This window comes from Halobaculum sp. MBLA0147, from assembly GCF_041361345.1.
Classification (GTDB): Archaea; Halobacteriota; Halobacteria; order Halobacteriales; family Haloferacaceae; genus JAHENP01.
In genome coordinates this window covers 2,023,691-2,041,714 of record NZ_JBGKAD010000001.1, presented here as the reverse complement: position 1 = coordinate 2,041,714, position 18,024 = coordinate 2,023,691, and the positions used below count along the sequence as shown (strand labels likewise).

The 18,024-nt window shown below is 70.5% G+C and carries 19 protein-coding genes; 14 read left to right on the top strand and 5 right to left on the bottom strand.

The genetic code is table 11. The features are described from left to right. Positions 1-27: 27 nt before the first annotated feature. From RYH80_RS09670 to cgi121, 3 genes are all read left to right on the top strand, one after another. Entirely contained in the window at positions 28-1,044 is a 1,017-nt protein-coding gene (locus RYH80_RS09670) for an amidohydrolase family protein (protein ID WP_370903661.1), read from the top strand. A 127-nt stretch (positions 1,045-1,171) separates the two neighbouring features. After that, positions 1,172-3,613 carry an ATP-dependent DNA helicase gene (locus RYH80_RS09665; protein ID WP_370903660.1) on the top strand — a complete coding sequence of 814 codons (2,442 nt, stop codon included), beginning with the start codon at positions 1,172-1,174 and terminating at the stop codon, positions 3,611-3,613. 5 nt (positions 3,614-3,618) lie between these two features. Next, positions 3,619-4,206, top strand: a complete 588-nt coding sequence (gene cgi121 / locus RYH80_RS09660) for a KEOPS complex subunit Cgi121 (RefSeq protein ID WP_370904695.1) — start codon at positions 3,619-3,621, stop codon at positions 4,204-4,206. Between the two features lie 179 nt (positions 4,207-4,385). Here the strand turns inward: cgi121 and RYH80_RS09655 are convergent, their stop codons facing one another. Then, positions 4,386-5,534, bottom strand: coding sequence for an FtsZ/tubulin family protein (locus tag RYH80_RS09655; RefSeq protein WP_370903659.1), 1,149 nt, complete (start codon positions 5,532-5,534; stop codon positions 4,386-4,388). Positions 5,535-5,759: 225 nt separating this feature from the next. On the opposite strand from RYH80_RS09655, the gene RYH80_RS09650 reads away from it, so the two are divergent. Then, positions 5,760-5,906: a DUF8555 family protein gene (locus RYH80_RS09650; RefSeq protein WP_370903658.1), complete on the top strand. Its 147-nt coding sequence runs from the start codon at positions 5,760-5,762 to the stop codon at positions 5,904-5,906. A 266-nt stretch (positions 5,907-6,172) separates the two neighbouring features. Further along, positions 6,173-6,877: an SDR family oxidoreductase gene (locus RYH80_RS09645; RefSeq protein ID WP_370903657.1), complete on the top strand. Its 705-nt coding sequence runs from the start codon at positions 6,173-6,175 to the stop codon at positions 6,875-6,877. Positions 6,878-6,938: 61 nt separating this feature from the next. Here RYH80_RS09645 and RYH80_RS09640 read toward each other — a convergent pair whose 3' ends face one another. Together RYH80_RS09640 and RYH80_RS09635 are read right to left on the bottom strand one after the other, a co-directional pair. Then, positions 6,939-7,565, bottom strand: a complete 627-nt coding sequence (locus RYH80_RS09640) for an SHOCT domain-containing protein (protein ID WP_370903656.1) — start codon at positions 7,563-7,565, stop codon at positions 6,939-6,941. 196 nt (positions 7,566-7,761) lie between these two features. Next, positions 7,762-7,908, bottom strand: a complete 147-nt coding sequence (locus tag RYH80_RS09635) for a DUF7563 family protein (protein WP_370903655.1) — start codon at positions 7,906-7,908, stop codon at positions 7,762-7,764. A gap of 140 nt (positions 7,909-8,048) precedes the next feature. On the opposite strand from RYH80_RS09635, the gene RYH80_RS09630 reads away from it, so the two are divergent. Both RYH80_RS09630 and RYH80_RS09625 read left to right on the top strand, forming a co-directional pair. Beyond that, positions 8,049-8,747 (top strand): endonuclease/exonuclease/phosphatase family protein, encoded by a 699-nt coding sequence (locus RYH80_RS09630; RefSeq protein WP_370903654.1) that lies wholly within the window; start codon positions 8,049-8,051, stop codon positions 8,745-8,747. A gap of 66 nt (positions 8,748-8,813) precedes the next feature. Beyond that, the gene (locus tag RYH80_RS09625; protein WP_370903653.1) at positions 8,814-9,140 is read left to right on the top strand and encodes a ribbon-helix-helix protein; all 327 of its coding nucleotides are present in this window, start codon (positions 8,814-8,816) and stop codon (positions 9,138-9,140) included. 87 nt (positions 9,141-9,227) lie between these two features. On the opposite strand, the gene pyrE is transcribed toward RYH80_RS09625, so the two are convergent. After that, complete coding sequence (gene pyrE / locus RYH80_RS09620) at positions 9,228-9,779, bottom strand: orotate phosphoribosyltransferase (protein ID WP_370903652.1); 552 nt, start codon at positions 9,777-9,779, stop codon at positions 9,228-9,230. Between the two features lie 100 nt (positions 9,780-9,879). After that, a complete protein-coding gene (locus RYH80_RS09615; RefSeq protein WP_370903651.1) occupies positions 9,880-10,389 on the bottom strand; it encodes a hypothetical protein in 510 nt (169 codons plus the stop codon). A 241-nt stretch (positions 10,390-10,630) separates the two neighbouring features. Between RYH80_RS09615 and RYH80_RS09610 the strand changes: the two genes are divergently transcribed. The 7 genes from RYH80_RS09610 (at position 10,631) to RYH80_RS09580 (ending at position 18,024) form a co-directional block, all read left to right on the top strand. Then, the gene (locus RYH80_RS09610; protein WP_370904694.1) at positions 10,631-13,033 is read left to right on the top strand and encodes a type II/IV secretion system ATPase subunit; all 2,403 of its coding nucleotides are present in this window, start codon (positions 10,631-10,633) and stop codon (positions 13,031-13,033) included. Positions 13,034-13,105: 72 nt separating this feature from the next. Then, positions 13,106-14,935, top strand: a complete 1,830-nt coding sequence (locus tag RYH80_RS09605; RefSeq protein ID WP_370903650.1) for a type II secretion system F family protein — start codon at positions 13,106-13,108, stop codon at positions 14,933-14,935. Continuing rightward, entirely contained in the window at positions 14,932-15,708 is a 777-nt protein-coding gene (locus RYH80_RS09600; protein WP_370903649.1) for a DUF7289 family protein, read from the top strand. Before RYH80_RS09605 ends, RYH80_RS09600 begins: the two co-directional genes overlap by 4 nt. Next, positions 15,701-16,354, top strand: coding sequence for a DUF7266 family protein (locus RYH80_RS09595; protein WP_370903648.1), 654 nt, complete (start codon positions 15,701-15,703; stop codon positions 16,352-16,354). The genes RYH80_RS09600 and RYH80_RS09595 overlap by 8 nt, the downstream gene beginning before the upstream one ends. Beyond that, on the top strand, positions 16,351-17,028 hold the full coding sequence (locus tag RYH80_RS09590) for a DUF7263 family protein (RefSeq protein ID WP_370903647.1): 678 nt from the start codon (positions 16,351-16,353) through the stop codon (positions 17,026-17,028). Before RYH80_RS09595 ends, RYH80_RS09590 begins: the two co-directional genes overlap by 4 nt. After that, entirely contained in the window at positions 17,021-17,494 is a 474-nt protein-coding gene (locus RYH80_RS09585) for a DUF7262 family protein (protein ID WP_370903646.1), read from the top strand. The genes RYH80_RS09590 and RYH80_RS09585 overlap by 8 nt, the downstream gene beginning before the upstream one ends. Continuing rightward, on the top strand, positions 17,491-18,024 hold the full coding sequence (locus tag RYH80_RS09580) for a DUF7261 family protein (RefSeq protein ID WP_370903645.1): 534 nt from the start codon (positions 17,491-17,493) through the stop codon (positions 18,022-18,024). Before RYH80_RS09585 ends, RYH80_RS09580 begins: the two co-directional genes overlap by 4 nt.

Here is an 18,024-nt window from a genome sequence, read left to right as displayed (position 1 = left end):
TCACCACCCGGCCCGTACCGCGACCCGATGGAGACGATCGAGGGGACCGTACTGGTGGGGGCGTCGTTCGAGCCGATCCGGGGACGCGTCGTGATCGAGGACGGGGAGATCGCGGCGATCGAGGAGACGGCGACCGACAGCGACCGGATCGTCCTGCCGGCGTTCGTCAACGCGCACACCCACGTCGGCGACTCCGTCGCGAAGGAGGCCGCCGTCGGGCTCTCCCTGGAGGAGGCGGTCGTCCCGCCGGACAGTCGCAAACACGAGCGCCTCAGAGAGACGCCGCGTGCGGACCGCGTGCGGGCGATCCGCCGCACCTGCCGGCTGATGGAACGCACCGGGACGGCGGCGTTCTGCGACTTCCGGGAGTTCGGAGTCGAGGGGGCTCGCGTGCTCCGCGAGGCGGCGGGGACCGAACGAATCGCGGCGTTCGTCTTCGGCAGCGACGACCCGGCGGTGTTGGACGTGGCCGACGGGTTCGGCGCCAGCGGCGCGACGGACGAGGACTTCCGCGAGCGGCGCGCGGCGGTCCGCGAGCGCGGGAAGCCGTTCGCGATCCACGCCGGGGAACCGGACGCGAGCGACATCCACCCGGCGCTGGACTTGGAGCCTGACCTCCTCGTCCACATGGTCCACGCCGCAGACGAGCACCTCGAACGCGTCGCCGAGCAGGACGTGCCGATCGTCGCCTGTCCGCGAGCGAACCTCGCGCTCGGCGTCGGGACCCCGCCGCTGCGGGAGCTGCTCGACCACACGACGGTCGCGCTGGGGACGGACAACGTGATGGTAAACGGCCCGTCGATGTTCCGCGAGATGGAGTACACCGCCAAGCGGTTCGACGTGACCGACCGCGAGGTGTTGCACATGGCGACCCGCGGCGGCGCCGCCGCCGTCGGCTTCGAGTACGGTCTCGTCGAACGCGGTCGCCCGGCGAAGCTGCTCGTGGTGGACGGCGACTCCGACAACCTCGCCGGCACCGAGGACCCCGTCTCCGCCGTCGTACGACGCGCGAGCGGCTTGGACGTGGAGCGAGTGGTGGTGTGACGAGCGAGTGGGTCGGACGTGGGGAGCGTGGCGGTGTGAGCGGGTCACCGGTTGGCACCGAGTCCGCCGACCGACCCGTCGTGTCGCTCCGACAGTTTAAATCGGAGACCGCACCAACGACGTGTAGATGGAGCCAGCCGACGTGGAGACCCTCCCGGAGGGCGCCGCCGAGAAGCTCGAAGCGGAGGGGATCGCCGAGTTCTACCCCCCGCAAGACGCCGCCTTGGAGGCGGGCGTCGCCGACGGCGAGTCCGTCGTCGCGGCCGTCCCGACGGCCTCGGGGAAGACGCTGATCGCGGAACTGGCGATGCTGTCGGCCGTCGCCCGCGGCGGGACGGCGCTGTACATCGTCCCGCTGCGGGCCCTCGCCTCCGAGAAGAAGGCGGAGTTCGAGAAGTGGGGGGATCTGGACGTGCAGGTGGGGGTCTCGACGGGGAACTTCGACTCCGACGAGGAGTGGCTGGCCTCGCGGGACATCGTCGTCGCGACCTCCGAGAAGGTGGACTCGCTGATCCGCAACGGCGCGGCGTGGCTCGACGACCTCTCGTGTGTCGTCTCCGACGAGGTTCACCTCGTCGACGACGCCGGGCGCGGCCCGACACTGGAGGTGACACTCGCGAAACTCCGGAAGATCAACCCCGGGATCCAGGTGGTGGCGCTGTCGGCGACCGTCGGCAACGCCGGGGAGATCGCCGACTGGCTCGACGCCGAACTCGTCGAGTCCGACTGGCGCCCGATCGAGTTGCGGACCGGCGTCCACTACGGGAGCGCGGTGAACTTCGCGGACGGGGACCAGCGCGAGGTGCCCGTCGGCAGCGGCGAGAAGCAGACCGCGGCGCTGGTGGGTGACGCGCTCGACGAGACGGACGACGACGGCAACCGTGGCTCCTCGCTCGTGTTCGTCAACTCCCGGCGCAACGCCGAGACCGCCGCCCGGCGACTCGGCGACGTGACCGCACGCCGACTCTCGGCGGGCGAACAGAACGACCTCCGAGAGTTGGCGGCGGAGATCCGCGACGTGTCCGACACGGAGACGAGCGAGGACCTGGCGGACGCCGTCGCGAAGGGGGCCGCCTTCCACCACGCCGGACTGGCGAGCGAACACCGCTCGCTGGTCGAGGAGGCGTTCCGGGACCGTCTGATCAAGTGCGTCTGTGCGACGCCGACGCTCGCGGCGGGCGTCAACACGCCCGCACGACGGGTGATCGTCCGCGACTGGCGTCGCTACGACGGGGAGTTCGGCGGGATGCAGCCGCTGGACACCCTCGAAGTCCACCAGATGATGGGCCGTGCCGGGCGGCCGGGGCTGGATCCGTACGGGGAGGCGATCCTCCTCGCGAAGGACCGCGACACGATGGACGAGCTGTTCGAGCGGTACCTGTGGGCGGAGCCAGAGCCGGTGGAGTCGAAGCTGGCGGCCGAGCCGGCGTTGCGGACACACGTGCTCTCGACGGTGGCGACGGGGTTCGCGAACTCTCGCGACGGGCTACTCGAGTTCCTCGACCGAACGCTGTACGCCAGTCAGACGGACGACGACCGGCGACTCCGGACGGTCGCCGCGGACGTGGTGGACTACCTCGTCGCGAACGACTTCCTCGAAGAGTCGGACGGGACGCTGACGGCGACGAGTGTCGGACACACGGTGTCGCGGCTCTACCTCGACCCGATGTCGGCCGCGGAGATGATCGACGGCCTCCGGCAGGTCGCCGACGACGAGACGCCGTCGGCGTTGGGGCTGTACCACCTCGTCTCGCGCACCCCGGACACCTACGAGTTGTACCTGAAGTCCGGGGACCGCGACACGTTCACGGAGATCTGTTACGAGCGCGAGGACGAACTGCTCGGCGCGACACCCTCGGAGTTCGAGGACGTGGCCTTCGAGGACTGGCTCTCGGCGTTGAAGACGGCGAAACTGCTGGAAGACTGGGCGTCGGAACTCGACGAGGACCGGATCACGGAGCGGTACGGCGTCGGCCCGGGCGACATCCGCGGGAAGGTCGACACCGCGGAGTGGCTGTTGGGCGCCGCCGAGCAGTTGGCGACGGAACTCGACTTGGGGGTCACGCTCGCCGTCCGCGAGGCCAAGCGCCGCGTCGCGGACGGGGTCCGGGAGGAACTGCTCGACCTCACCGGCGTGCGCGGCGTCGGGCGTGTCCGCGCCCGGAAGTTGTACGAGGCGGGGGTCGAGACGCGGGCGGACCTCCGTGAGGTCGACAAGTCGATCGTGTTGGGTGCGTTGGACGGCCGCCGGAAGACTGCCGAGCGAGTCTTGGAGAACGTCGGACGACGCGACCCCTCGATGGACGGCGTGTCGGACGGCGACGGCGGCGGGCGGCGGACGACGTTCGACCGCGCGAGCGAGAGCCGTGACGGCGCCGGGACGGACGGCGACGCCGGGAGCGGCGGGGAGACGAGCGGTGGTGGCGGAGCCGGTGGATCGAGTGGCGGTACCGACGCCGACGGGGCCGGCGAGGGGGACGACCGCGCGCCGGACACGGACGTGTTCGACGACGAGCCGGCCGAGGAGACGGACGACGGATCACAGGCGAACCTCATGGACTTCGGGTGATCGACGTGGAGCTCCTCGCCGGAACCCTCACCGTCGCCGACGTCGACGAGTTCGTGGCCGACTGTGACGCCGTCGGCGACGCGACGGACTGTACGGTCCAGGCGTTCGACGCCCGCTACGTCGTAGACGCCGACCACCTCGAACGGGCGCTGGCACGGGCCAACCGGGCGTTCGAGCGTGGAGAGAACGTCGCCCGTGACCGCAGCGTCGAGACGCTGTTGTACGCCGCCGGGCGGCGACAGATCGACCGCGCACTGACGATGGGCGTCTCCGAGGGGTCGTGTCCGACGGTGTTCCTCGTCGCGAGCGCGTCGGCGGACGCGGAGGCCGACGACGAGCGCGCCGCTACCGACCACGGACGTGACGCTGCCAGGGACGAGAACGACGACGCCGAACGAGAGCGCGAGGCCGTCGCCCGTCTCCGCGAGCGGTTCGACGCGGTCGCGGAGTGGGACCCGGACGTGCTCGACACGCCCGACTCGGAGCGCGTCCGCTCGTTCTTCGACGTGACGGACCGCGAACTCGCGGCGACGGACGGGACACTCGCCGACGCGGTCCACGAGCGGGTCGCGCTGCTCGACGTGGAGAAGTGAGGAGCGAGTCCGCTCGGCGATCACCCCCCGGTTTCGACTGCACGCTCCCGTTACCTACCCGAACGGCCGGACGCGTGGCCGCGGCGTCGGGCGGTTCTCGCCGACGCCGGTCGGAGACACCGCGCGTCCGTTTCACTTTCACCGTGGGGTGTGGTGACGCGGTTGTCGGACGCTCGGCGTCACTCGACGGTCAGGTCGTCGCCGTGGTCGTCGGGTGCCTCGCCGAGGTACTCGCGGGTGCGCCGTTCGAGTTCGTCCAGTCGCGGGACGTCCGTCAGTCCGGCCGCGAGGACAGTGACACCCAGGTCGTCGGTCCTCGGCCGGGGGCGGTCACCCGCGCGGACGGCGACAGAGTCGGTCGCGTCCTCGACGATCCCGGTCGCCTCCTCGATCCCCTCGCGCAGCAGGTACGCCCCCGGTGCGTCCACGACGACGGCGGCACGCCCGGCGTCCGCGACGCCGTCGCCGAGGAACGTCTTCGAGTGGATCGCTTCACGGGTGGTCGTCGTCGCCAGCCGCGTGACGGCGACCTCGTCGACGTCGGGCGTCGAGTCGCCGAACAGCCCGCGGACGCTGTCCACCAACCCACCGTCCTCGTCGCTCGTCGGGAGCGTGTTGCGTGCCCGTGCCAGCGTCGCGACCCCGTCACCTCGGAGTGTGTTGATTATCTCGCTGGTGTCGAGTGTCCGTTCCGGCGTCGGCGCGCCGCCGCTCGTCTCGCTGGCGGCCGCCAGCGCCCACAGAGCCTCGGCCACGTCGCGGTCGAGCGCGTCGTAGGCCGTCTCCACGTCCGCGTCCGAGCCGCGCCAGCGGTCCAGATCGACCAGCAACACGTCCGCCGCGGGCTCGCGGAACGCACGCAGCGCTCGCATCGCGCGAGCGGCGTGGTCGCCGCCCTCGTCTTCCGCGTCGCTCGGGAGCACGCCGACGGCGTAGATCGGCTGCTCGACGACCTCGGCCAACAACTCCGCCAGACACGGTCCCAGTCCGCCGCCCGTGCCACCGGAGAGTCCGGCGACGACCAGGAACGCGTCCGTCCGCGACACCGGCAGCGCGTCCAACGCGGCACGCAGTTCCGCCTGTGCGTCGCGTGCCACCGCGACGGCCGCCTCCTGGTCTCCGGCGGTCCCGTGGCCGCCGGTCTCGACCTGCCCGACCAGGTGTCGGTGCTCGGCGGCCACCGCGGACGCGGCCGCGAGGTCGTCGTCGTCGGTGTCGACGACGACCGCCTCCGTCACCGGATCGACGCGACTCTCGTCGGCGAGGGCGACGAGAGTGTCTGCGATCGCTCCACCGGCGCGGCCGACTCCGAGTACCCCGACTCTCATTCGCCTCGGCGTGACGCCCCCGACGGGTATAATCGTACCCCTGCGACCGGTGGGCATCCCGGTGCCCCGCGCTGACGGCGAGTGGCGACCCGACGCCCACGCTGACGGCGAGTGGCGACCCGACGCCCACGCTGACGGCGAGTGGCGACCCGACGCCTACGTGGACGCCGAACGTCGACCACACGGACGGCGAGCGTTGAAGGGACTCCCGTCCGTACGACGAGTATGCGCGACGAAGCGGAGATCAGAGAGCAGTACGAGTTCCTCAAAGAGCAGCTCGACTCCGAGGAGATGAACCACGAGGGCGTCAGACAGATGTTCACCTACTACAAGCGGGCGCTCGGGTGGACGCTGGAAGAAGAGCACATCTAGCGGCGACCACGCCCGCGCCGGTGTGACGGCCCCCGTCAGATTTAATACCGGAGAGCGGCGACGTAGAGGTGACGCTTCGCTTGGAGGGCCGAAGCGTCAGCGGGGACCAACACAAGCGGCACGCGTCGTGTGTTACGACGCGCATTCCGCTTCTCTGGACACGACTCGACAGCGCCGAGTCTCGTCCGCGTCCGCGACACGTTCCGAACCGCCGTCGACGGTGTCGACACCCGTGTTTATGTCCGTACCGTCCGTCGTCCGTGTGTATGTCAGTCTCGTACGACTTCGACGGCGACGTGGCACTGGTGACCGGCGCGTGTGGCGCACTCGGGAGCGCCGTCGTCGACGCGTTCGCGGCGGCGGGGGCGACGGTCGCGGCGGCGGACGTGATCGCGGCCGACGACGACGACAGTCTCCTGGAGACGGCCCACGCCGACAGTTTCCACCAGGCAGACTTCACCGACGAGGCGGCGGTGGAGTCGACGGTCGCGGACGTACTCGACGCTCACGGCCGGCTCGACTACCTGTTGAACGTCGCCGGCACGTGGCGCGGCGGGAGTCCGGTCCACGAGACCGACGAGGCGACGTTCGACATGCTGCTGGACGTGAACCTGAAGACGATGTTCCTCGCCTCGAAACACGCTCTCCCACACCTCCAGGAGACGGAGGGGGCCATCGTCTCCGTCTCCGCGCGCGCCTCGCTGGAGGGTGGGGAGGGCGACGCCCCCTACCGCGCGAGTAAGGCCGGTGTGCGTCTGGTGACCGAGTCGATCGCCGAGGAGAACCTCGGGACGGTGCGTGCGAACGCGGTGATGCCGTCGGTGTTGGACACGCCGATGAACCGCGACATGATGGAGCCGGACGACGACTGGGTCGACCCGAGCGAGGTCGCGGACGTGATGGCGTTCCTCTGTTCGGACGGCGCCGCGGTGACCAGCGGCGCCGCCGTCCCGGTGTACGGCGAGTCGTAGGCCGCTGCGTCCTCTCGCGGCACCCGCTCTCCGTCTCCGTCCGTAGCCGCAGGCAACTACGTCACGACCCTCGTTCGTCGCCCGTCTCGCGCCGCCGCCGCGCGCGTTCGCGGGTCGAGCGGAGCTGTTCCTCGTCGGGCGAAGCTCCCGTCCCGACACTGTCCACGTCTCGGTATCCGTCCTCCGACTCGGGCTCGGAGCGGCGAGACCCGCTCGTGGTCGGCCGCGTGGCCCGGTCGTCGTCACCACGACGGCGGTGTGTCGTCGGGTCGCCGAGTACGTCGTCGAGGCGGCGCTCGAACTCCTCGCGGGACAACTCGCCGGCCGCGTAGCGTCGTTCGAGGATCGTCACCGGGTCCCCGTCGCGGTGCGTACGGTCGAGTCCGACACCGTACGCCGCCGGACTGTCGACGTTCCCGATGGCGGCGAGGTACACCGGCCACAACGTCACCAGGCCGACCACGAGGGCGGACAGGCCGAGCCCGATCCCGACGAGTCCGGCGAGGAACGCGAGGAGGTCCAACTGCAGGACGCCTGCCAGCCCGATGAGTGCGGTGAACCCGCCGCCGACGCTCAGTCCGACACCGAGCAGGACGCGCCCGATCGTCCCGTCGGGCGTGTAGTGTTCGATCAGTTCGTGTCGACTCGGCGCGTCGCGTCCCGAGTCGTCGTGTGGAGGGCCGTCCATACACGAGTGGGCGACGACGACCGACAAAAAACTGGGCGGTGTGTCCGGGTCGTCACCGCGGGGGAGGGACGGTGAGGCGAGACGAGACCGCGAGGACCGTCGGACGCGTCGTCGAGAGACGGGGCGAGACCGCGGGGACCGTCGGACGCGTCGTCGAGAGACGGGGCGAGACTGCGGGCGCCTCGAGCGCGTCGACTCAGTTCTTCTTCTCTCGGACCTTCTTTCCACGCCGGACCATATCCTCACAGTGCGGGCAGGCCCGCGGACTGGTGATCTCCTCGGGTTCGAACACCTTCACGTAGCGCTCGGTCACGAAGGAGCCACAGTTCTGGCACTTCGGCATACCCCACGGAGAGATACACGACACTAAACGCGTTGTGATCGAACACCGGCGTGTGAAGGATACACGAACCGGTCGTGGGCCGCGTGGCGACGCGACACCGGGCTAGCCACTTACACCGGTTGGACCTGAACCGTCGTGCCGTGCCGACACTCGTCACGTGGAACTGCAACATGGCGTTCCGTCGGAAGCGGGAGGCGTTGTCGACGTACGACCCCGACCTCGTCGTCGTCCCGGAGTGTGAGTGTCCGGATACGGTGGGAGAGTGGGACGCGTACGACGACTGGCGGTGGATCGGGAGCGACGAACACCAGGGGCTGGGCGTGTTCGCCCGCGGTGGCGTGTCGCTGTCGTACGGCCGGGCGGCGGCAGTCGGTGGAACGCTGACGGCGCCGATTCGGACGGACGGCGACGTGGACCTCCTCGCGGTGTGGGCCAAAGACGACGAGACGGACCCCCGCCGCCGGTACGTCGGGCAAGTGTTCGAGACACTCCGCGCGTACGACGAGTTCCTCGACGACCGAACTGCCGTCGTCGGGGACTTCAACTGGAACGACCAGTGGGACGACTCGCCGAAGTCGCCGCTGTACGGGACGCTCGCCGACGTGCGAGCGCGACTCGCCGAGTACGGACTGACGAGCGCCTACCACACGGCGGCCGACTGTGCGTTCGGCGACGAGTCGGACCCGACGTTCTACATGCACAAGAAGCGTTCCCGCGAGTACCACATCGACTACGCGTTCCTCCCGAGCGACCTCGCCGAGCGAGCGACCGTCTCCGTCGGGACGTACGACGAGTGGATCGACGCGAGTGACCACGTTCCGCTCGTCGTCGAGTGGTGACGCTCGTCGAGACCCTCCGCGTTCGACACCGAGCACTCAAACCCGCGAGGCGGCAACCCGGACGCGATGACACTCGACGACCTCGACGATGACGTGACTGCGGTCGCAGACGAGCTGGGCGAGGAACTGACCGTGTCGCTCGACCGCGAGACGCGCAACGAACTGGCGACGCTGGCGGCCGTCTTCGACGGTGACCCCGAGGAACTCCTCCGGCGTGGTGTCCACGCGCTGTTCCGACAGACGGTGGAGACCGGTGACTTGGACTTCCACCTGCGGCGCGGCTACGACCTGACGTACGACGAGTACCTCGCTGGGGTCACCTACGACGAGATGACGGGGCAAGGTGGCACACAGCCGCGCCAGCGCGACGACAGTCGTCGCTACCAGCAGTGAACGGGTGGGCTTTCGCCTCGCTACCGCTGTAACGCGTCGGAACGGCGCCCTCAGTCGTTCGCGGGTCGTTGTGACCTGCTCGGCCGTTCACGAACCGTCGGCGGCGTCCGCCCGCTCCTCGTGGTCGGCCAGCAGGTCGGAGGCAGTCAACAGCGACTGGAGTTCCACGTCGTGGTCGGCCAACAACTGTTCGGCGCCCTCCTGGCGGTCGACGACGACGAGTACGCGGTCGACGGTCGCGCCGGCATCGCGGAGTGCCTCGACGGCGTCCAGCGCCGACTGCCCGGTCGTCGCCACGTCTTCGAGCACGACGACGGGCTCGTCGTCCGGGAGCGGTCCCTCGATGCGGTTGCTCGTCCCGTACTCCTTGGCGGCCTTCCGGACGATGGCGTACGGCGTGTCGGTCTCGACGGCCGTCGCGGCGACGAGCGGGACGGCACCCAACGCGACCCCCGCGAGGTGTTCACCGTCGAGCCGATCCGCGAACGCCGCCGCGACGCGGGCGAGTGCGGTTGGATCCGTCTCGAACTGGTACTTGTCCACGTAGTAGTCGCTCGTCCCGCCGTGGGAGAGTTCGAACTCCCCGAAGAGCACGGCGTCGGCGTCTCGCAACGCGGCCAGCAGCTCCGTCTGGTCCATACCCCCACTGCCGACCCCACCGTCGAAAAGCCTCGGGGTCCGTCTCCGTGGGTGGAGATCGGAGCGGACGCCGGTCGTCACACTCGGGTCCCTGTACGCATCACTCGTCGGACTCGCAGGCACCGACATCGGCGGTGGCGATCGGTTGGGTGATCTCGTGTGCCGCGAGGGTGTCCGTCGCGGTCCGTCCCTCGAAGACGATCCGGTAGGTCGCACCCTGTTCGAGACACGCGAGGTCGCTGTCGCGCCCCGTGACCCGAGCGACGCCGTCCTCGCCGTCGACTTTGAGTTGTGTCCAGGCGACGCGATCGTCCGCCTCGTCGACGACGTACACGCGTTCCGCGTTCGGGACGACGCCGGCCGGGTGCGTGACGACCAGCGTCGGCGTGCCGCCGTCGGTGTCGGTCCGGAAGGTGAACCCGTCGGGCTGTTCGAGCGGTTCACCCGCCACACCCGAGGCGACGAGTCCGCCGATGGTCGCCGTCGCGACGGCCGCCAGGACCAACACGCCGGCCGCGATGTAGGAGAAACTCGTCCGAGCCATCTCGCGGTAGCCGTTCGAGTCTGCCTCTTCCTCCTCGGCGTCCTCGAACGGTGACTCGGCCACCATACCTCGTCGTGGACTGGCTGCGCCGATAAGCGCGCCGGTCCGATTCTCGTCGCTGAAGTCGGCGTGGTGGTTGGGGGTCTCGTCGAACGTTTAAGTACGATTCCGCAGCAGACGCCCCGTGCCGAACGACGCCGAACGTGCGCCGGCCGCCGACGCCCACGGAGCCGGTCGGCCGGCGACAGACGAGCGGACGCAGCCAGTCGAGGGTGCCGTCCCAGCCGAAGAGCGAGACACGCCGACAGTGTCGACCGACACACCGACGATCCAGCCGCCACCACCACCCGGCGACCCGGACGCGTGGTACGCGCCGGACGTGGTCGCACAGTACGCCGTCGCACCGGGTGTGGTCGCGACCGTCCGCGACGTACGAGAGACGACCGCCGCCGCACACCACGAACGGACTGCCGGTGGTGACGACGGGAGTACCGCAGACGACGACGGCGCCGTGGCGGGTGACGACCGAGCACCCGGAGCCGACCCACCGCCGACGGACGCGCCGTTCCGGTACGAGACGCGCGAGCCGGCGCTGTGTGTCGACGGGCACCACGCGTTCGAGCGGATCGACGACCACTTCGACGGCGGGCAGCACCGCCGACCGCTCACGCGGGCCGGGGTCGTCGAGCGCGCTCGCGAGGGGTTCGAGCCGAAGTACGCTCGCGCGCTGGACCGACTGGTGGACGCGACACCGGAACTCCGGCGACGTCTCGACTACCACGCGCTCCGTGCGTTCCGCCTTCTCGGCGACGCCACGCCGCTGGCGTTGGACGAGCGTATCGCGGTCGCCGACGCCGCCGGCGACGAACTCGTCGTCCACACCGACGCGTTCGCACCGGCGGCGACAGGGACCTCGGTGTCGGACCCGTTCGTCGACCGCGTCGCCAGCGAACGCCTCCAGGCGTACCACGTCTCGTTCGCCGAGTTCTCCGTCCCGGTAGTCGTCTACCGCGACCACCTGCTGGGCGACGACAGCTTCTCGACGCGGTACGCCGTCCGCGAACCGCCGCTGTTGCCCGGCGACGAAGCGTTGATCGCCGCGTGTAAGGACCGCCTCTGGGAGACGACCGTCGACGGCGTCGTCGACGACCGCTACGCGTTCGTCGCCGGCCGAGCACGCGAGTTCCTCTCGCGACGGCTCACGGCCCGCAACACGCGGGCGTGGCTCGACGCCGCGAGTGATCGGCTCCGGGAGGCACTCGCAGCCTACGGCGTCGGCGTCCCGCCGGTCGACTCCCGGTACGCACGCGACCGACTCGACGACCTGGTGTACTACGTCCTCCGAGACTTCGTGGGCGAAGGGGTCCTCACCGTCCCGCTGCGCGACGAGCACCTGGAGGACGTGGAGGCCAACGCCGTCGACGAGCGGGTGAAGGTCGTCCCGCGTGAGTCCGTGTTGGCGGGTGCGACGACGGACGAGCGAGTCGCGTCTCCCGACGATCCGGCGAGGGCAGTCGCGAGTCGCGACGAGTCACCGACCGCGGTCGGTCGTGTCCCGACCAACCTCCGGTTCGAGACGGAGTCACAGTTCGTCAACGTCGTCACGCAACTGGCCGCCCGCGACGGGACGGAACTGGACGCCTCGACGCCGAGCGCGAAGGTGAACCTCGACCTCCCGAACGTCGACAGCACCGCCCGGTGTGCGGTCGCGCTACCGGTCGTCTCCGAGGACGGTCCGCACCTCTCCGTCCGCAAGCAGGCCGCCGAGCCGATGACACCCGTGGAGCTGGTCGACCGCGGCGCGCTGTCGACGGAGCTGGTCACGCTCCTGTGGCTGTTGTACGAACACCGCGGCGTCGTCCTCTTCTCGGGACCCACGGGGGTCGGGAAGACGACGCTGTTGAACGCACACGTCCCCTTCGTCCCGTTCGACGACAGACCGGTCTCCATCGACGAGGGGTCGCGCGAGGTCGAACTCCCGCACGAGACGGGCGTCTCGCTGACCACGCGTGACCACGAGCAGCCGTACAAGCGGGTGTCGATGGCGGACCTGATGACGGAGGCGAACTACCTCAACCCGGACGTCGAGGTGATCGCGGAGATCAACAGTCCCGCGTCGTTCCAGACCTTCGGCGAGGTGTTGAACACCGGTCACGGCGTGCTCGGGACGACACACGCCGAGGACGTGTCGACGCTGGTGAACCGCGTCGTCGAGCAGGGGCTGCCGGCGTACCTCCTCGGCGAGATCGACCTCGTCGTGTTCCCGCGGCAGGTCGACGGCGAGCGGTACGTCTCGGAGGCGGTCGAACTCGCCGCCGACCCGACCGCGTTCGCGGACTGTGACGCTCCCGGCGGGGTCGTCGAGGCGGCCGGCGGTCGGATCGCGTGGAACCGCGTCGCTGCGCGGACACCCGACGGGTCGTTCTCGTTCGCGTACGACCACCCGGAGCTGGGCGACGGGACGCGACGACTCGCACACCGCGTGTTCCACCGGCTCGGCGACACGACCGACCGCACCGTCCGGGAAGTGGAGTCGGAGTTCCACAGGAAGCACCGCTACGTCCGACACCTCCGGCGCGAGGGGGTCACGGACTTCCGCGAGACGTTCGAGTTCCTCGCCGACCTGCGCGTCGACGAGGCGGCGACCGTCGACCGGGTGCGACAGTCGACCGGGACGGCGACACGCGCTCGGGGTGGTGCGGATGACTGATCGGTTCGACGGACTCGTCCGAGGTGGTGTGGCCGCCCCGTCGACTCGGTGCGCACGTCCGGGGTGGTGTCGGTGACCGACCGACTCGGTGCACTCGACCGGGTGTCGTACGCGCTGTTCGCACGCCACGCCGACGACCGACGCCACGCGACGGCTCGCGAGTGGTACCGTGGAACCGACCTCCGGATCGGCTTCGACCGCTACCTCGCTCGCGCCTACGCTCTCTCGTGGTGTTGTTGCCTGGCGGTCGCGGCGACACTCCTCCCGACCGTCGTCGCGCTCCCGACTGGTCCCCTCGCTGCGTCGCCGCTCCCGAGCGAACTCGCGCGACCGTGGGCACTCGTCGGGCTGGTCGGTGTCGTCGCCGCCACGGCCAAACACCTCACGGTCCGCCTCGCCGGGACGTACCTCCGGCTCCGGCGGACTGCCAGACGCGGCCGGATTCGACGGTCGCTGCCGGGCGTCGCGCGGTACCTCCACGCCCTCTCGTCGGGGAGCGACGGCCCGCGAGCGATGCTGCGACGGGTCGCCGAGAGCGGTGCGTACGGCGAGGCTGGCGCGGCCATCGGCTCCGCACTCCACACCGCACGGCTGACCGGGAGTCTCGGTGAGGGACTGCGCCGGGTCGCCCGTGACACGCCGGCTCGTGAGTCGCTGGCGCCGTTCCTGTTGAAGTACCGCGAACACGCGAGACAGGGCGGCGACGCGCTGGCGAACTACCTCCAGATGGAGAGTCGGATGCTCGGACATCGCCGCGAGCGTGCCGCCGAGCGCAACGCGGACACGATGGAACTCCTCGCGGAGTTATTTGTAGTATCTTTGATACTGCCCGCGTTACTGTGCATCGTCGTGACCGTCATGAGCGTCGTCGCACCGGGACTGTCGGCGACGATCCAGACACCGTTCGGCCCGACGACGCGACGGGCGGCGGTGATCTACGGCGCGGCCGCGTTCGTCCTCTGTGTCGGTGGCGGCGCCGCGCTCGCCGTCGAGACACTCCGTCCCGACGAGACACGTGTCGGCCACGAACGACCCGAGACTGCGCTCGCGACGCTCCGTACCGCCACGACGAACCCGGCGAGTGCGCTGGTCGTCTGGCTGTGGCCGTCGCTGGCGCTGACCGGTGGACTCCTCGCGACCGGTGTCCGGCCAGTCGACGCCGTAGGCGTGGGGTACGTGGCGTTTGCGGTCCCGGTCGGTGTCGTCGCACTCCGCCGGGCACGTCGCGACGACGCGAAGGACCGCGAGATGAAGGACTTCGTCCACGCGGTCTCCGGCCACGTCGGACTCGGACGCCCGCTCCCGGGAGCGGTCGAACACGTCGCCCGCGAGGTCGACTTGGGGCCACTCGGCCCAGACGTAGCCGACCTGGCGTTCAACCTCAACCACGCAGACCGGGACGACCGCGACCACCGGACGGCGGCGCTCGACCGGTTCGCGGCACGTGTCGGGACGCCCTTGGCCGCCCGGACCGTCGGCCTCCTCGCGGGCGCGTCGGACGCCGGGAGCGACAGCGAGGCGGTGTTCGAGACGCTCCAGTCGGAGGTCGCCCGCCTCTACCACGAGAAGCGCGCGTTGCGGTCGAACCTCCTCGTGTACGTCACGATCGGGTGGACGACCGCGTCCCTCGTCGTCGGGATCGTCCTCGCGATCTCGACACAGGTGGTCGACAGCTTCGCACAGTTGTCGACGCTGTCCGGGACAGCGGACGTAGCGCTCGACCCAGGGTCGATCGAGCCAGATCGAGCCAGGCGTCGGTTCTACGTCGTCACGCAGGCGACGGCGGTGGCGTCCGGGTGGTTCGCCGGTGCCGCCGACCGCGGCCCGTACGCGATGTTGTTCCACTCCGGCCTCCTCGCCGCGCTGACCGGCGGCGCCTTCGCGGTGGTGGGAACTGCGTGAGTCGGGTCGTCGACCGGACGGGCGTCGACGACCGACGCGCGCAGTCTCACGTCGTCGGCGTGGCGTTGCTACTCGGCTTCACGACGTTGGCGCTCGCAGGTGTGACGGCCTCCGTCGGAACGACGGTCGACACGGCCACCGACGCGGTCACCGAGCGCCGTGTCGCCGACGCGCTCACCGAGGCGACCCGAGCAAGCGGGCGGTCCGGCCCGGACGACGCGACGGTCGGTCTCACCGACGGGCACCTCGCCGTCGTCGATCGGACGGTTCGAGTGTGGAACGACACCGAGGAGATCGTCGTCGACAGCGACGCGCTCGTCTACCGATCCGAGGGAGTCCGCGTCGCCGCCGTCGCCGGTGCAGTCGTCCGCGGACCACCGGGCGCGGCCAGACTCCACCGCTCACTCGGCGTCGGGAGCACGGCGTCGACCCTCGTCGTCGGTGTGACGACACTGGATGCGTCCGACGAGACGAGCGGACACAGTTGGTCGTTCGGCACGGGAGCGACGACGAGGCCACGCCCGACGACGCTAGACATAGCGACAGACGTGACCCACGACGCGCGACGACACCCACCGGGCGAGTGGACGGTCGCCGTCGAGACGGCGACACCGGCGCCGTTCGAGCGGTTCTTCGAGGCCAGGGGTGCCACCGTGCGACGGCGCGACCTCGACGGAGACGGCGTCGACAGCGTCGTCGCCGCGTTCGCGTCGTCGCGGCGGCTGGTGGTCGTCGTCCACCGGCTCGGGCTGGAGGTGACGGTCGGTGTCTGAGGCGTCTCGACGGACGCGATCCGACTCCGACGAGTCGGGGCCGTCCCGTCTCGTCCGTCGCTCCTTCGAGCGAAGCACCGACACGCGTGGCGTCACACCGACCGTCGGCAAGACCCTCGAGATCGGGGTCGCCCTGCTGGTCGTCTCCGGGCTGGTGGTGACACTCCACGGGAGCGTCGTTCCGGAGTACCGGAGTCGTGTCGGCGACGCCGTCGCCGAACGGACGCTGGTCGGCGCGGCCCACCACGTTCGCGACGCGGTGCCCCACTCCGCGCACCGCAGCCGTGTCGTCCGGCGTGTCCCGCTGCCGGCGACGATCCGCGGGACGACGTACGAGGTAGTCGTCGAGGATCGCCGACTCCGACTCGTCCACCCGAACCCGGGCGTCGAGGCGGTGTGGACGCCGGTGCTCCCGCCGTCCGTCGACAGCTTCGAGGGGTCGTGGCGCAGCGATCGTCCGGCGTCGGTCGTCGTCACCACGACCCGCGACGAAGTAGCCGTACGGCTCGAGCACGGCGACGAGTCGACGGGACCGGCGGTGGCGGCGGTCGGTCGACGAGCTCAAGCGGCACTGCCGGTAGTCCAGTCGAACGGCGATCCGGACAGACGACCACGCAGACGACGGGTGGGTGGTGATCGCGTGTGACCGACTGTCCACTCGACCGTGGGCAGGCGAACCTGCTCGCACTCGCCGTCGCGTTCGTGATCGTCGTGAGTCTCGTGGGCGTGACACTGGCGACCGCCGACGCGGCGGTGACGACGGCCGAACGGTCACCCGACCGTCGTGGCGCGGCCGCGACGCTGGGCGATCGACTCGTCACCGCCGGAGCCGGCCACACCCGTCGCCGGAACGTCCTCCGTGCGTCCGCGCTGGGACGTCTCTCGGTCGCGTCGGTCGAACGACTCGTACCGGCGATCGCCGAACGGGACTTCGTCGTCCGACTCGGCGATCGACGACTCGTCTCTCGTGGTGATCCGGCCCAGGGTGTGACTGTCCACCGAGTGGTCCTCGTGAGTCGGACGACACCACGGACTCGAACCGTCTCGGCGACGGGTGGCGTGACACTCCCACGACGGACTGGGCGGCTCCGGTTCGGCTTCGCGAACGCATCCGTCGAGACCGTCCGAGTCGACGACCGCGTGGTCGCACACGATCCGACGGGGCTGGAGGGGGCGACGACGGTGTCGGTGAGTCGACGGCAGACGCTCCGCGTGACGTTCGACTCCTCGTCGTCGGCCGTGACTGGCGGCACCGTCGCCGTCACCTCGTATCCGACGCGGACGTACAAGGCGACGCTGGAGGTGACCGTCGGTGACTGACGACACGTCGCCGTCGTCGAGTGAGACGCGGTGGCGACCGTTCCACGGATCTCGGGGTTCGACGACGCGCGCCCAGCTGTCGCTCCCGGTCGTCGAGGCGGCGATCGGTGTCGGACTCCTGTTGTCGGTCACCGTCTGCTTCGGGGTCGGGCTCTCTGCGCCACCGACGGCCCAGACACGGCTCGACAGCCACGCGACGGACGCCGCGGCGGTGTTGGCCGCCGAGTCACCGCGACACGCCGACCGGAGCCGCCTGGTCGAGGTGGCGCGCTCGGCGGCGACGTTCGAGCGCGAGCGAGACACACTCCGCCGACGCGTCGCGACCGTCCTCGGCGACGGCCTGCTGTTCGTCGTACGGACGCCCCACGGACTCGTCGGCGACCGGCCACCGCCGGGTGATCCGGTCGGCCGTGCCAGCGTCCCGACGTGTCACGGCGCCGTGGTGATCGAGGTGTGGCGACCGTGACTCGTCGTCGTGGCCAGTTGGTCCTCGTGACCGCCGCACTCGCCGCCCTCGCACTGCTCCCCGTGGCGGTCGCGTACCTCCAGTTGGGCGCGCACCCGGACGTGACCGCACGGACGGCACCCGACGTAGGCGTCGATGGGACCGTCCGCGCGCTCGACCGGGTCGCGACCGACGCCGCGTGGGCGGTCTCGGGGACGCGAACGTGGGCGAACCGCTCGGCGGCCGTGGCGGCGTTCGGGGACCGGTTCGCGTCCGGTGCAGACCGGATCGCGACGGCACGTGCCGACGAGACCGTCGCCGTCGACGTGACACGGAACACCACGGCGGCGCGGGCGTGGGCGACGCGGTCGTGTCCCAGTGGGTCGAACCGCGCCTTCGGGCCGTGTCGCGTCCGCGAGGGTGTCGTCGTCCAGGAGCGCGTCGGCGAGACGGCCGTGCTCGCGGTCGGCGTGACGGTGCGGCTCGTCGCGCCGCACGGGCGGGCACGGGTCACCGTGGTACTCGGATGTGCGGAGTGTGTGCGGGGGTGA

Bases quoted from the DNA above. Each gene is read 5' to 3' on its own strand.
- RYH80_RS09670 (WP_370903661.1), top strand. From the start codon at position 28: ATGGAGACGATCGAGGGGACCGTACTGGTGGGGGCGTCGTTCGAGCCG.
- RYH80_RS09665 (WP_370903660.1), top strand. From the start codon at position 1,172: ATGGAGCCAGCCGACGTGGAGACCCTCCCGGAGGGCGCCGCCGAGAAG.
- RYH80_RS09655 (WP_370903659.1), bottom strand. From the start codon at position 5,534: ATGAGAGTCGGGGTACTCGGAGTCGGCCGCGCCGGTGGAGCGATCGCA.
- RYH80_RS09650 (WP_370903658.1), top strand. From the start codon at position 5,760: ATGCGCGACGAAGCGGAGATCAGAGAGCAGTACGAGTTCCTCAAAGAG.
- RYH80_RS09645 (WP_370903657.1), top strand. From the start codon at position 6,173: ATGTCAGTCTCGTACGACTTCGACGGCGACGTGGCACTGGTGACCGGC.
- RYH80_RS09640 (WP_370903656.1), bottom strand. From the start codon at position 7,565: ATGGACGGCCCTCCACACGACGACTCGGGACGCGACGCGCCGAGTCGA.
- RYH80_RS09635 (WP_370903655.1), bottom strand. From the start codon at position 7,908: ATGCCGAAGTGCCAGAACTGTGGCTCCTTCGTGACCGAGCGCTACGTG.
- RYH80_RS09625 (WP_370903653.1), top strand. From the start codon at position 8,814: ATGACACTCGACGACCTCGACGATGACGTGACTGCGGTCGCAGACGAG.
- pyrE (WP_370903652.1), bottom strand. From the start codon at position 9,779: ATGGACCAGACGGAGCTGCTGGCCGCGTTGCGAGACGCCGACGCCGTG.
- RYH80_RS09615 (WP_370903651.1), bottom strand. From the start codon at position 10,389: ATGGTGGCCGAGTCACCGTTCGAGGACGCCGAGGAGGAAGAGGCAGAC.